This window comes from Idiomarina seosinensis, assembly GCF_044797955.1.
Classification (GTDB): domain Bacteria; phylum Pseudomonadota; class Gammaproteobacteria; order Enterobacterales; family Alteromonadaceae; genus Idiomarina; species Idiomarina seosinensis_A.
This window is the reverse complement of the sequence record NZ_CP085211.1, coordinates 2396326-2409917: the sequence shown is the minus strand read 5'-3', so window position 1 is coordinate 2409917 and position 13592 is coordinate 2396326. Positions and strand designations below refer to the sequence as shown.

Genomic DNA, 13592 nt, shown 5'->3' with positions numbered 1-13592 from the left:
ATCGGCTAACTTAACGGGCTAAAGTCTGCCAGAGTAAAGTCCAGCGCGCCGGTTTTTATCAAATCACTGGCGCTGCGGATATCAGGGGCAAAATAACGGTCCTCTTCATAGTAAGCCACCTTTGCACGCAAACACTCATAGGCCGCCTCGATTTTCGGTGAGGGTGTCAGAGGCTTTCTGAAGTCCAGACCCTGCGCAGCTTCCAGCCATTCAATGGCAACAATATCAGCGATATTATCGGCAATCTCTGTAAGCCTGCGGGCAGCGAAGGTCGCCATCGACACATGATCTTCCTGATTAGCAGACGTCGGGATACTGTCTACCGAAGCAGGGTGGGCATGGCTTTTGTTTTCTGAGGCTAGCGCCGCGGCAGTTACCTGAACCATCATGAAACCCGAGTTAACCCCGCCCTCATTCACTAAAAACGCCGGCAAATTGCTTAAATGCTGGTCTATCAGCAACGCACTGCGGCGTTCTGACATTGCCCCAATCTCACTGGCTGCAATAGCAATAACATCAGCGGCCATTGCCACCGGCTCAGCATGGAAATTACCGCCTGACAGAATGGTTTCGTCATCGCTGAAAACCAGCGGATTATCTGTCACTCCATTAGCTTCGCGTTCAAGAATCAGCGCAGCATGGCTTAACTGGTCATAAACAGCTCCCATTACCTGAGGCTGACAACGCAGCGAATAGGGATCCTGGACTTTTTCACAGTCCTCGTGATAACGCGCAATCGCCGAGCTTTCTCCAAGGATATCGCGAAAAGCTGCGGCAACCTGCTGCTGACCATGCTGGCCCCGCACTTCGTGAATGCGGGCATCAAAAGGTGTGCGCGAGCCCATAGCGGCCTCTACCGACATAGCCCCAATGGTAATGGCGCTATGAAAAACGCGCTCAATCCGGAATAAGCCCGCCAGGGCCAGAGCCGTTGACACCTGAGTTCCGTTAAGCAGTGCAAGGCCTTCTTTTGGCGCCAGCTCAAAAGGCTCTAAACCGGCCCGTTTTAAACCTTCCGTGGCTGGTAAAATTGCACCATTAACGCGCACCTGGCCTTCCCCCAGCAGCGGTAGCACCAAATGAGCCAGCGGAGCCAAATCACCCGAAGCGCCCACCGAGCCTTTACTGGGTATACAGGGGTAAACCTGATGATTTAATAGCGCAATTAAAGCTTCGATAACTTTAAGCCGGACGCCGGAAAAACCACGCGACAGCGAGTTAATTTTAAGCAGCAAGATAAGCCGCACGACCTCGTCACCCATCAACTCGCCGGTCCCGACCGAATGCGACAGCACAATACGCCGCTGCAAATCAGTCAGACGCTCTGGCGGGATACGGGTATTTGCCAATAAACCAAATCCGGTGTTAATGCCATAGACCACCTGCCCCTGATCCAGGACTTTTTCTACCATGGCAGAAGATTTTTCAATTTCGCTCATCGCTTGCTGATTAAGCTCTAGCTGCGCACTATTAAAATACCAGTGACGCAGATCCCGCAGATTTAACTGGCCCGGGTTTAAGGGGAAATTACTCATACCGACTCCTTAATTATTGTTCCAGCATGGGCAGATTAAGCTGCTGGTCTTTAGCGCATTGTCGGGCAATATCGTAGCCTGCATCTGCGTGACGCATCACACCGGTAGCAGGATCGTTCCACAGTACCCGCCCGATGCGTTTGCCCGCTGCGGCACTACCATCGGCGACGATAACGACACCAGCGTGCTGTGAATAGCCCATACCGACACCGCCACCGTGATGCAGGCTAACCCAGGTTGCTCCGCCCGCTGTATTTAACAAGGCATTCAATAAGGGCCAGTCTGATACGGCATCAGAGCCGTCCAACATGCTCTCGGTTTCACGATTGGGGCTGGCAACCGAGCCAGAGTCCAAATGGTCGCGCCCGATCACAACCGGCGCTTTCAGTTCACCACTTTTAACCATATCGTTAAAGGCCTGAGCAATGCGTGCGCGGTCTTTTAAGCCGATCCAGCAAATACGCGCCGGCAGGCCCTGAAACGCAATGCGTTCTTTAGCCATGTCCAACCAGTTGTGTAGGTGAGCATCATCGGGAATCAACTCTTTAACCTTTTCATCGGTTTTATAAATGTCCTGCGGATCGCCCGACAGGGCCACCCAACGGAAAGGGCCAATCCCTTCACAAAATAACGGCCGAATGTAAGCGGGCACAAAACCAGGAAAACTAAAGGCATCTTCAACACCAACATCTTTAGCCATCTGGCGTATATTATTGCCATAGTCGAGCACGGCAGCGCCCTGTTGCTGAAAGTACAGCATCGCCTTAACCTGCACGGCCATCGACTGTTTAGCGGCGGCAACGGTACTCTCAGGGTCCTTATCTTGCTGTTCATGATACTGGGGCAGTGTCCAGCCCTGCGGCAGGTAGCCGTGCAGGGGGTCATGAGCAGATGTCTGGTCAGTCACCACATCGGGGACAATATCGCGCTGCTGTAACTGCTGGTAGATATCCGCTGCGTTACCCAACAACGCAACCGAAATGGCCTCGCCCCGACTTTTCCCCTGTTCAATGAAATCTAATGCCTCGTCCAGTGTCGTGGCTTTGCGATCCACATAGCCGGTACGTAAACGAAAGTCGATGCGGGTTTCGTCACACTCAACCGCCAGCATACAAAAACCGGCCATGGTTGCCGCCAGGGGTTGTGCGCCCCCCATGCCGCCTAACCCTCCGGTCAGAATCCATCTACCTTTGGCGTTATTGTCGAAATGCTGACGTGCAATCGCACCAAAGGTCTCGTAAGTCCCCTGCACAATGCCTTGCGAGCCAATATAAATCCAGCTGCCTGCAGTCATTTGGCCGTACATCATCAGGCCTTTCTTATCCAGCTCGTTAAAGTGATCCCAGTTCGCCCACTGTGGAACTAAATTTGAATTAGCAATCAGTACCCGGGGGGCATCTTCATGCGTAGTAAAAACTCCCACCGGTTTGCCTGACTGAATTAATAAAGACTGGTCGGGCTTTAATTGCTCCAGTGTTTCAACAATTTTGTCATAACACGGCCAATTACGGGCTGCTCGACCAATGCCGCCATACACGACCAGCCCCTGGGGATGTTCCGCTACTTCGGCGTCGAGGTTGTTCATTAACATACGTTTGGCGGCTTCAATTTGCCAGTTAGCCGTAGTCAATTCAGTACCGCGATCCGCTCTTATTGTCCGCGTGGTATCTAAGCGTTGATGGCTCATTAGTCTCTCCTAAAATTTATTCCGACGGGCCAGACGTATTAGTAAAATGTAAGTGCCCACCCAACTTAAAGCGCGAGCCGGGGTGGGTCAGAACCGCATAGCTGACGATGCCTCCGGCACTCCAGGTACGGCGCACAATTCGTAAGCAGGGCTCGCTTCGCTCGATACTCAGTAACTGGCAGGTGGCGGCACTGGGCATAACTGCCTCAATTTGGTGACTGGCTTCGGTTAATGGCGTGACCATGCAGAGGTATTCATGCGGTGTTATCGTAGTGAAATCCTGTTTAAGATAGTCAGGAACCAATTGCGGATTAACGTAACGTTCCTCACACTGAACCGGAATATCGTTTTCAAAGTGCGTGATCAAAGAATGTGACACCGTATCACCGGGCAAGAGCCCCAGCGCATCAGCAATCTGACTGGACGCCTGTTGCTCGCGTAAAGTGTGAACCTGAGCCTGGTAGTCATGGCCCCGGGCCCGAATTTCATCGGCGATATTGCGAATTGCCATAAAAGAGGTTTGTGATTTAATTGGCGCAACAAAGGTACCGGCACCCTGAGTGCGTACCACCAGGCCTTCATCAGCAAGTTCCTGTAGCGCCCGGCGCGCCGTCATTCGACTGACCGAAAATTGCTGTGCAAGGGCATTTTCAGAACTCACCGGATGATTCTCGGGCCATTCGCCGGATTCGATTTTTTGGTAAAGGTGTTGTTTGATACTCGAAAATTTAGCCACGGATAATTCTCCACTGAGCAATTTCACTCAGTGTAGATTAAAGCAATTGTCTATACAAGATCGCAGGGCATTGCTATGCTGGCTAGCAGAACATTTAACAGGTTTTAGCTATGCAACGAATCGAGAATATTCAGTTAGCGACAATGGCCGCCGAAGAAACCGGCTACGGTATTATTGCTGACGCCGTTGTGATTATCGAAAATGACCGGATTTACTGGGCTGGGCCGGCTTCAGAAGCGCCGGTCTCGGCGCCCGCCGAGTTGATTGACGGACACGGGCAGTTGCTGACTCCGGCGTTAATTGACTGTCATACTCATCTGGTCTGGGCCGGCTCGCGGGCCGCCGAGTTTGCCCAGCGCCTGCACGGTGCAAGTTACGCCGATATTGCCAGGGCCGGCGGCGGCATCGCTACGACCGTCAAAGCAACCCGGGCAGCCAGTTTTGAACACTTGCTACAGCTGGCCGAACAGCGGGCTCATGCACTACTCGAGCAAGGTGTCGGGGCGCTGGAGATCAAATCCGGCTATGGTCTTGAGCTGCAGACTGAACGAAAGCAGCTTCAAGTGGCCCGCGAGCTGGGCCAGCGGTTGCCATTAACGGTTACCACTACCTTACTAGCCGCGCACGCGATTCCACCTGAGTTTGAAGGTAATGCCGACGGCTACATTGACGAGATAGTTAACAACATATTACCCACGCTCGCCGAAGAAGGCCTGGTCGATGCCGTGGACGCTTTTTGTGAGTCTATCGGCTTTTCAGTGGAACAGACTGAGCGAGTTTTCAAAGCGGCACAACAGCTTAAGCTGCCGGTAAAGCTGCATGCAGAGCAGATAACCAACCAGCAGGGCACGGCTTTGGCCGCTCGTTTTCAGGCTTTATCTGCCGATCACCTGGAACAGCTTGATGAATCAGGGGTTAAAGCGATGGCGGAAAATGGCACCGTTGCGGTGCTGTTACCCGGTGCGTTTTATTTTTTGCGCGATACTCAGGTTCCCCCCGTAGAGTTGCTCAGGCGCTATGGCGTACCTATTGCCCTGGCCACGGATGCTAACCCAGGTTCATCACCGATTCACAATTTACCCCTGATGTTACAAATGGGCGCCACCTTGTTCCGGCTGACACCTGAAGAGTGCTTAAGGGGTGTCACCATTAATGCCGCCAAAGCGCTTGGGCTAAGCAAACGTCTGGGGCAGGTGAAAACTGGTATGCAGGCCAACCTTGCACTTTGGGATGTAAAGGACCCGGCTGAACTGAGTTATCAGTTTGGCGTTAACCCATTGTCAAAACTATGGCTTAACGGCGACGTTCACGGCCATGCAGATAGGCAGTAGCCAGCTCGGTTAATACCTGACCCACTTGTTTTAAACCTTCCTCAAAACCGGCACTACTCAGTGCCGGAGCCGCCTCAGCTAAATGCACGTAGCGCGCATCTTTTACTTCTGCCAGACGTTTAATAAATTGAAAGCCTTGTGCCAGCGACAGTCCAGTGTAATTAACAGCGCTGGCCGGAATACCGGTTAAAGCATCAACATCTAACTCAATTCCTAAAGGGCACTGCCATGAATCAGCCTTTGCAGCAACTTCATCCATTACCGCGGCAAACGGACGCTCAAATAAACGATGGAGAGAATGATAGCGCATGCCGGCATCATTCAACTGCCGCAGACTGCTGGCCGAGTTTTTAGCCGGGTGCAATCCAACAATGTGGTAAAACTCAAGAATCCCTTCCATATAAGCGTAACTAAAACCGTTTCCGCTATGGCGACCTTCTGTCGCACGAAAGTCTGCGTGAGGATCGAGGTTTACTGCGCCAACAGGTCGCTGGTAGCTTTGCTGCAAGGCTTTTAACAAGGGGTAGGAATTGTTGTGTCCGCCACCGATTAAGATGACATCAAAACCTTGTTGGAACAGTGGTTCAACTACCTGAACCACCCGCGCATCCAATTGCGAACACAGTCGCCGGATATCCGTTAGCTGGTGTTTATCGGCAGCGTCAAGTAGCTCACACTGGGCTGTTAAGTCGGAACAATCAACCGCTCCTACTAACAATAATTCATGACTGGATACCAGCCCGGTCTTTTGCAAATTCAGAAAGCTTTGCAAAAACGCCTGCCAGCCACCTTCGGCACCTGGCCTGCCTAAGTTGCCTTTTACGCCGATGCTCTCGGGTACGCCGACAATAGCAACACGTTGACCCTCGTGCCAGGCCGCCGCCAGACTGTCCGTATAAGAGCCTCCGGCATCCAGGCAGCGTATGGCCTGACCTACTTTTGTCTCATGCTCGCGTTCTTTAACCCAGCGGCTCGGATCGACCCGCCGCAAGTAAGACACTGTACTCATTATTCGATATCAAGTGGCTCTGGCGACAGGATAACACCGGTACTGTCGGCGTAGATATGGTCTTCCGGCAGGAAGGTTACGCCGCCAAAATTAACCGGAAGATCAAGCTCTCCGGTACCTTCACTTGGGGCCGAAACAGGAATAGAAGCAACCGCCAGAATGCCAATATCCAGCTCTTCAAGGGCGTCAACATCGCGCACCGAGCCGTAGCAGATGATCCCTTCCCAGTCGTTATCCATCGCCTGTTCAGCAATCGATAAATCAACAATTGCGCGACGGCTTGAGCCACCGCCATCAACTAATAACACCTTACCGCCGCCATCCTGCTTCAGTGTTTCTTCGATCAGGCCTTTATCTTCGTAAGTTTTGATTACGATTAACTGACCACCAAAGGAAGTTCGTCCACCGTAATTGACAAACATTGGCTCGACAACGTCGACCATGTCCGGATAAAGATCGCACAATTCAGAGGTATTATATTCCATGGTTTTTTCCACACAGTAGGAGGTATCTGTCTGGCAGTATAACGCTGTTTCGGCAATTCAAAAACCGAAATCCGTGATTGTCCTCAATTAAAGCCGGACAGGCAAAATCTCAGCCGTTAACCAGGGGCGGGTAACGGCTGAGTGCTGATATGAGGCGTTATAAAATAAAGCGGCTAAGGTCCTCATCTTTCGACAGCTCGCCAATATGCTTATCAACGTACTGGGCGTTAACCTCAATGGTGTCACCGCTGTGGTCCGTGGCGTGAAACGAAACTTCTTCCATTAAACGCTCCAGCACCGTATGCAGGCGGCGGGCACCAATATTCTCGGTGGTTTCGTTAACGTGGAAAGCAATTTCAGCAATCCGCTGAATACCATCGTCAGTAAACCCAACGGTAACACCCTCAGTGTTCAGTAATGCCCGATACTGGGTAGTCAACGAGGCACTTGGCTCTGTTAATATCCGTACGAAATCATGACTGGTCAGTGCGTCCAGCTCGACCCGGATCGGCAGCCTGCCCTGTAGCTCAGGTATTAAATCCGAGGGTTTGCTCATCTGAAATGCACCAGAGGCAATAAACAAGATATGGTCCGTTCGGATCATGCCGTGCTTAGTATTCACTGTGGTACCTTCAACCAGCGGCAATAAGTCCCGTTGCACACCTTCGCGAGAAACATCAGGACCTGAAGTATCACCGCGTTTACAGATTTTATCTACTTCGTCCAGAAACACTATACCGTTCTGTTCGACCGAGTTAATCGCTGCTTCTTTTACTTCGTCAGGGTTCAGCAATTTAGCCGCTTCTTCGTCGATCAGTTGCTTGAACGCATCTTTAATTTTCATTTTGCGTTGTTTGGTTTTATCATTACCCATGCTCTGAAACATGTTTTGCAACTGCGATGTCATTTCTTCCATACCAGGAGGAGCCATAATTTCGACTCCCATTTGCGGCATAGCTAAATCAATTTCAATCTCTTTATCGTCCAGCTGGCCCTCGCGCAGCTTTTTACGAAACACCTGCCGTGACTTGCGTTTATCTTCAGCCGGCTCGTTGCTTGCCTGCTGTTGATCGGCCCAGCCAGAGGAGCTTTGGCGTGCCGGGGGCAATAACACGTCCAGGATGCGATCTTCAGCAGCTTCTTCGGCACGGAAGCGCACTTTTTGCATCATCTCTTCACGCTTTTGTTTAACCGCTACGTCGGTTAAATCTTTTATAATTGACTCAATTTCTTTACCGACGTAACCCACTTCAGTAAATTTGGTCGCCTCCACTTTAATGAAGGGAGCATTCGCCAATTTTGCCAGCCGCCGGGCAATTTCGGTTTTACCCACACCCGTGGGGCCGATCATCAGGATATTTTTAGGCGTCACTTCTTGCCGTAACTCGTCATCCAGCTGCATCCGGCGCCAGCGATTACGCAACGCCACAGCGACTGCACGCTTGGCTTTATCCTGACCGATGATGTGCCGGTTTAATTCGTCAACGATTTCTCTCGGGGTCATATCAGACATCGTTTTACTTTCCCCTATTGTTTATTTGTCTTTGTCGCCAGCAATGGACTGCTGCTCTTCGATGGTCTTGGTGCTGTTGGTATACACACAGATGTCGCCGGCTATCGCTAATGCTTTTTCAACAATATCCCGGGCTTCAAGTTCGGTGTTTTCCAGCAATGCGGTTGCTGCAGATTGTGCATAAGGTCCGCCTGAGCCAATGGCAATCAGATCGTTTTCGGGTTGCACCACATCACCGTTACCGGTAATGATTAGCGAGGTTTCCTTATCGGCAACGGCTAATAACGCCTCTAGCCGCCTAAGTGCACGATCTGTTCGCCAGTCTTTTGCCAGCTCTACGGCGGCACGGAGCAAGTTGCCCTGATGCTGTTCTAACTTTGACTCAAAGCGTTCAAACAAAGTAAAGGCATCAGCAGTGCCGCCTGCAAAACCGGCTAGTACCTGATCGTGATACAGGCGGCGTACTTTCCGTGCATTAGATTTCATTACTGTGTTGCCCAGTGACACCTGACCGTCACCGCCAATCACCACTTTGTCACCGCGGCGAACTGATACTATCGTAGTCAAAATCTAACCCTCTCTAGTTGTCATGCGTCGTTTGCAACGACATCAATGATGAACATGTGAGGGTCCTGAGGCAGGATTTCAAGGTTGGGTTAATCTAAATTCCAGTTCCAGATTGCACAGCCGTGAATGTTTGCACGCTGCAATTTGTGCCGGTCACGCTCTGCGTCGCGTTTGGTCGCAAACGGACCTAATACGACCCGGTACCAGAGGCCGTTAGTGCCCTCGGTCGCGCGCACCTGACTTTCCAGGCCGACCATGGCAATTTGCGCTTTTAAACGTTCCGCATCGTTACGCTGGCGGAATGAGCCACATTGCATTAGCTTAGGCGGCCCTGCTTCTCGCTCCGGCACATCAACTTCTACCTGTTTTGCTTCCAGCTCGTCAATGTACTGCCATTGTTCTTTGGGCTTTTCCGGCAGCAAATCCTTCGGGGGCGGCTGCACAACCGTTTGCTCTGCAACCTTATCCGAACTACCACTGATAGCGACTAAACCGTAGGTAAAAGCACCGATTAAGGCGACCGCGATAACGATGATCAGCCAGGGCACAGGCTGCTGCTGCCGATTACTGGCCCCCCGGGGCTGGCCTTTTCGGCTTTTTTTCGCGGCCCCTTTCTTTGGTTGCTTTTTCGGCGACCGATTGGCGTAATCCATGAATTTACATTTTCTCCAGGGTCGGGATACCCAACAACTCAAGCCCTTGCGCCAATGTTGATGCGGTCAGACGTGCCAGCTTCAGGCGGCTGTTACGCACGGCATCGTCCTGTTGGTTAAGGATCGGACAAGCTTCGTAAAAGCTGGAAAACCGCCCGGCCAGCTCGAACAGATAGCCACAAAGGAAATGCGGCATCGCTTTATCATAAACTTGCTGCACAACCTCATTAAAACGGACCAGTTGATTAGCCAGCGCGACTTCGCGCTCATCGTCCAGAATAAAATCAGTACCGGCATCAAAGCCTTTTTCACCTAAACGGTTAAAGATACTGTTTACCCGGGTAAAAGCATACAACAGATAGGGAGCCGTATTGCCCTCAAAGGTCAGCATAAGGTCCCAGTCGAAAATATAATCGCTGGTGCGGTTTTTTGATAAGTCGGCGTATTTTACTGAACTGATACCCACAACTTTGGCAACGTCCTGTTGCTGCTGTTCGCTCAAATCGCTGTCTTTTTGCTGCAACAACACTAACGCACGACGCTCGGCCTCATCTAATAAGTCGGCCAGTTTGGTTACTCCGCCGTCACGACTTTTATAGGGCCTGCCATCGCGCCCCATCACGGTTCCAAAACCGAAATGCTCGGTGCGAATGTCGTCACCTTCGATAAAGCCGGCCTTGCGGGCCAGAGTGAAGATTTGCTCAAAATGAAGCGCCTGTCTGGCATCAACGAAGTACATGAGGTAATCACCACCGAGTTGCTTCTGGCGATATTCGATAGCCGCTAAGTCAGTTGTCGCATACAAATATCCGCCACCCTTTTTCTGCACGATGACGGGCAGAGGATCGCCCTCTTTACCTTTAAACTCATCCAGAAATACGCATTGCGCGCCCTGGTCTTCGACCAGTAGCTTTTGCTCACGCAGATGCTTGATAACTACCGGCAACTGATCGTTATAAGCGCTCTCAGCCATAACGTCATCACGCGTTAACTTAACCCCTAAACGGTCATAAACTTCCTGACAGTGACTGAGTGATACTTCAATAAATTGGTTCCATAAACGCAAGCAATATTCATCGCCTGACTGTAACTGCACAACCAGCTCGCGGGCCCGGGTTGCAAACTGCTCGCTTTCGTCAAAGCGTTGTTTAGCCGCTTTGTAGAAGGTTTCCAGGTTACTGAGTTCATAATCTGCGGTCTGATTATCCAGCTGCTCCATGTAAGCCAGCAGCATGCCAAACTGAGTTCCCCAGTCGCCAACATGATTCTGACGAATGACGGTATGCCCAAGAAACTCACTGACGCGTGACACGGCATCACCAATAATAGCCGAGCGCAAATGGCCAACGTGCATTTCCTTAGCCAGGTTAGGCGAGGAATAATCAATGACGATAGTCCGTTTATCGGTGGCTTCAGGAACTGCCAGGCGCGTGCTGTTAAACATCTCCTGTAGCTGGTTTTTTAACTGATCCTGAGCCACGGTAAAATTAATAAAGCCAGGGCCGGCTATTTCCGTTTTTTCAAGTAAGGTATTTTGCGGAATCGCAGCAATGATGGCTTCGGCCAGCTGTCGCGGATTTACCTTGGCCGGCTTGGCCAGCATCAGTGCCAGATTGGTGGCAAAGTCACCGTGAGACTTATCCCGTGGGCGGTCGAGCTGAATTTTTACCGGCTGATCGGCTGGCAGGATACCATCGGCTTTTATTTGACCAATCGCATCACCTAATAACTGTTCCAGTTGTTCTTTCATCGACTCGACTACCTGTAAATTAAAAAAATAAAAACGCCTTAATCATAGCGCTAGTTTACTCGCTTTGTGGGGCTTATGTGAAGTCCTGCGGGTCGACATCCAGCGACCAGCGAATTTTACGCCAGGAGCCTAACGGCGAGATTTTTGCCAATAAAAAATGCAAAAGCTGGTGCCGTAACTTGCGTGACTGACAGTGCAGCAGTAACTGGTAGCGGTAGCGGCCCGCCTTGCGCTCCATTAAGGCCGGCATCGGCCCTAACAGCTGAGCGCCGGTAACCTCTGGCATTAAACTGGCGAGTTCCTGTAAAGCCGTTAGTACCTGTTGCCGGTTAACCGCCTCAGCACGAAATAAGGCCATGTAACCAAAGGGCGGTAATTCATTAAGTTGCCGCTCGGCCAGCGCCGTAATGGCAAAATCCTGGTAACCATTATTTAATAGATCCTGAATCAGGTCATGTTCCGGGTGGTGGGTCTGCAGTACGACTTTCCCCGCTTTGCGCGCTCTGCCCGCTCGCCCTGCTACCTGAGTAAATAATTGCGCTAACCGCTCGGCAGCCCGAAAGTCTGCGCTGTAAAGGGCTCCATCAACATCCAGTAACGCCACCAGGGTAACGTTAGGAAAGTGATGCCCTTTAGCCAGCATCTGTGTACCCACTAAAATTTGGTATTTATTTTCTGTGGCTGCCTGCAAGTGACGGCTCAGCTCGCCTTTGCGACGGGTTGAATCTCGATCAATCCGCAGCACCCCATAACCCGGAAATTGCTGCTGCAGGCTTTGCTCCAGTTGTTCGGTGCCAACCCCGTGCGTCATTAGATGCGACGCGCCACAGTCACCACACTGGCGAGGAATGGGCCGCTGGCTGCCACAATGATGGCAGAGCAGCTGGTTATGAGTTTTGTGCAGAGTGTAATAGGCATCACAGCGCTGGCACTGGGCAAGCCAGCCACATTCATGGCACATAAGTGCAGGAGCAAAACCACGGCGGTTTAGAAATAATAAAACCTGATTACCCCGCTCTAACTGTTCTTTAATTTGATCGCGCAGTGGTGCTGAGACGCCTGATTCAATCCGTTGTTGCTTTAAATCCAGAACTTGATGTTTAACCAGTTCGGCCCCACCGGCCCGCTGATCTAGTTTAAGCCAGTGAAACCGCTTGTTAACAGCATTATTCAGAGTCTCCAATGAGGGTGTGGCGGTGCCGAGGACAATAGGAATATCCAGTAGTTGAGCGCGCTTAATCGCTACATCGCGGGCATGATAGCGAAAGCCATCCTGCTGCTTAAATGAAAGATCATGCTCTTCGTCAATAATGATAAGACCGAGCTTATGGCATGGGGTATATACTGCCGATCGTGTACCAATGATAATAGCTGCCTGACCAGAACGGCTGTCAAGCCAGGCCTGTAAACGCTCATTGTCAGTTAAGCCTGAGTGCAGCATTACAATAGGTACATCAAATCGTTGTTGAAAACGCTTCAGCGTCTGCGGCGTCAGGCCGATTTCCGGAACCAGCACCAGCACTTGTTGGTTGCGCTGTAAAACCGGTGTTATTGCCTGTAAATAAACTTCGGTTTTACCGCTGCCGGTAATACCCTGCAAAAGCAACGCAGCATAGCTGCTCTGCTGATTAACTGCGCTGACCGCCACCGCCTGCTCTTTATTCAAATCTAAAGGCTGGTTAGCATCCTCTAACTGCCATGGGCTGGACTTAAGTTCCGGTTCAGCCTGATAAGCAGTAATCCAGCCCTTGTCGGCAACTAATTTCAGCAGTGTGCTGCTAATTCCCGCATCTTTTATTGCGTTCCGGGTTAAAGGCTCTTGCTCTAACAGCGTCATCAGTTGCTGTTGCTTAGGGGCGCGCCTTAGCTGTTCAGCGGTTATTTTTTTACCAGCCTCCGTCAACTGCCAGTATTCAGTGCGGGGATAGTGTGCAGGCTGCCCCTTGCGCAGTAATACCGGCAGCGCATTTGCTGCAACCTCTCCTAAACTGTGGTGATAGTAATCGGCACCCCAGGTAACCAGTTGCCAGATATCAGTATTCCAAATTGACACCTGGTCAATGACCTCGATGATGTCTTTAACCTGAAACTCGCCCAGCTCGTGTTCCGCTTGCTCTGCTACCACAAAACCGACTAACTGACGTTTACCAAAAGGCACGCGCACACGGCTCCCGACGGTAACTGGTGCCAACCCATTTCGGTAACTGAAAATTTGCCGCAGGGGAACCGGCAATGCGACCTGTAAAAATTGGTTAATCTGACTCATAGGGCTATTTTGAGCCGCCGCCTGTGATAATACAAGCAAGGATATTTTACTTGATCAATA

At 51.1% G+C, this 13592-nt stretch carries 11 protein-coding genes; 1 reads left to right on the top strand and 10 read right to left on the bottom strand.

The window, feature by feature from the left end; translation table 11 throughout:
- Nucleotides 1-5 precede the first annotated feature (5 nt).
- The 3 genes from hutH to hutC are packed head-to-tail and all read right to left on the bottom strand — an operon-like array spanning nucleotide 6 to nucleotide 3958.
- On the bottom strand, nucleotides 6-1535 hold the full coding sequence (hutH, locus tag LG288_RS11395) for a histidine ammonia-lyase (RefSeq protein ID WP_404400646.1): 1530 nt from the start codon (nucleotides 1533-1535) through the stop codon (nucleotides 6-8).
- Nucleotides 1536-1548: 13 nt separating this feature from the next.
- On the bottom strand, nucleotides 1549-3222 hold the full coding sequence (hutU, locus tag LG288_RS11390) for a urocanate hydratase (protein ID WP_404400644.1): 1674 nt from the start codon (nucleotides 3220-3222) through the stop codon (nucleotides 1549-1551).
- Nucleotides 3223-3238: 16 nt separating this feature from the next.
- Complete coding sequence (hutC, locus tag LG288_RS11385; RefSeq protein WP_404400642.1) at nucleotides 3239-3958, bottom strand: histidine utilization repressor; 720 nt, start codon at nucleotides 3956-3958, stop codon at nucleotides 3239-3241.
- A gap of 110 nt (nucleotides 3959-4068) precedes the next feature.
- On the opposite strand from hutC, the gene hutI reads away from it, so the two are divergent.
- Nucleotides 4069-5289 carry an imidazolonepropionase gene (gene hutI / locus LG288_RS11380; protein WP_404400640.1) on the top strand — a complete coding sequence of 407 codons (1221 nt, stop codon included), beginning with the start codon at nucleotides 4069-4071 and terminating at the stop codon, nucleotides 5287-5289.
- Here the strand turns inward: hutI and LG288_RS11375 are convergent.
- From LG288_RS11375 to priA, 7 genes are all read right to left on the bottom strand, one after another.
- The gene (locus tag LG288_RS11375; protein ID WP_404400638.1) at nucleotides 5252-6298 is read right to left on the bottom strand and encodes a formimidoylglutamase; all 1047 of its coding nucleotides are present in this window, start codon (nucleotides 6296-6298) and stop codon (nucleotides 5252-5254) included. The two genes, hutI and LG288_RS11375, sit on opposite strands and share 38 nt — an antisense overlap.
- The gene (rraA, locus tag LG288_RS11370) at nucleotides 6298-6783 is read right to left on the bottom strand and encodes a ribonuclease E activity regulator RraA (RefSeq protein ID WP_404400636.1); all 486 of its coding nucleotides are present in this window, start codon (nucleotides 6781-6783) and stop codon (nucleotides 6298-6300) included. Before rraA ends, LG288_RS11375 begins: the two co-directional genes overlap by 1 nt.
- 157 nt (nucleotides 6784-6940) lie before the next feature.
- Nucleotides 6941-8296, bottom strand: a complete 1356-nt coding sequence (gene hslU, locus LG288_RS11365; protein ID WP_404400634.1) for an ATP-dependent protease ATPase subunit HslU — start codon at nucleotides 8294-8296, stop codon at nucleotides 6941-6943.
- A gap of 21 nt (nucleotides 8297-8317) precedes the next feature.
- The gene (gene hslV, locus LG288_RS11360; RefSeq protein WP_404400632.1) at nucleotides 8318-8863 is read right to left on the bottom strand and encodes an ATP-dependent protease subunit HslV; all 546 of its coding nucleotides are present in this window, start codon (nucleotides 8861-8863) and stop codon (nucleotides 8318-8320) included.
- An 89-nt stretch (nucleotides 8864-8952) separates the two neighbouring features.
- Complete coding sequence (locus LG288_RS11355) at nucleotides 8953-9516, bottom strand: SPOR domain-containing protein (RefSeq protein ID WP_404400630.1); 564 nt, start codon at nucleotides 9514-9516, stop codon at nucleotides 8953-8955.
- A gap of 4 nt (nucleotides 9517-9520) precedes the next feature.
- Nucleotides 9521-11266 (bottom strand): arginine--tRNA ligase, encoded by a 1746-nt coding sequence (argS, locus tag LG288_RS11350; protein ID WP_404400628.1) that lies wholly within the window; start codon nucleotides 11264-11266, stop codon nucleotides 9521-9523.
- Nucleotides 11267-11339: 73 nt separating this feature from the next.
- Nucleotides 11340-13532, bottom strand: a complete 2193-nt coding sequence (gene priA / locus LG288_RS11345; RefSeq protein WP_404400626.1) for a primosomal protein N' — start codon at nucleotides 13530-13532, stop codon at nucleotides 11340-11342.
- Nucleotides 13533-13592 lie beyond the last annotated feature (60 nt).

Bases quoted from the DNA above. Each gene is read 5' to 3' on its own strand.
- hutH (WP_404400646.1), bottom strand. From the start codon at position 1,535: ATGAGTAATTTCCCCTTAAACCCGGGCCAGTTAAATCTGCGGGATCTG.
- hutU (WP_404400644.1), bottom strand. From the start codon at position 3,222: ATGAGCCATCAACGCTTAGATACCACGCGGACAATAAGAGCGGATCGC.
- hutI (WP_404400640.1), top strand. From the start codon at position 4,069: ATGCAACGAATCGAGAATATTCAGTTAGCGACAATGGCCGCCGAAGAA.
- LG288_RS11375 (WP_404400638.1), bottom strand. From the start codon at position 6,298: ATGAGTACAGTGTCTTACTTGCGGCGGGTCGATCCGAGCCGCTGGGTT.
- rraA (WP_404400636.1), bottom strand. From the start codon at position 6,783: ATGGAATATAATACCTCTGAATTGTGCGATCTTTATCCGGACATGGTC.
- hslU (WP_404400634.1), bottom strand. From the start codon at position 8,296: ATGTCTGATATGACCCCGAGAGAAATCGTTGACGAATTAAACCGGCAC.
- LG288_RS11355 (WP_404400630.1), bottom strand. From the start codon at position 9,516: ATGGATTACGCCAATCGGTCGCCGAAAAAGCAACCAAAGAAAGGGGCC.
- argS (WP_404400628.1), bottom strand. From the start codon at position 11,266: ATGAAAGAACAACTGGAACAGTTATTAGGTGATGCGATTGGTCAAATA.
- priA (WP_404400626.1), bottom strand. From the start codon at position 13,532: ATGAGTCAGATTAACCAATTTTTACAGGTCGCATTGCCGGTTCCCCTG.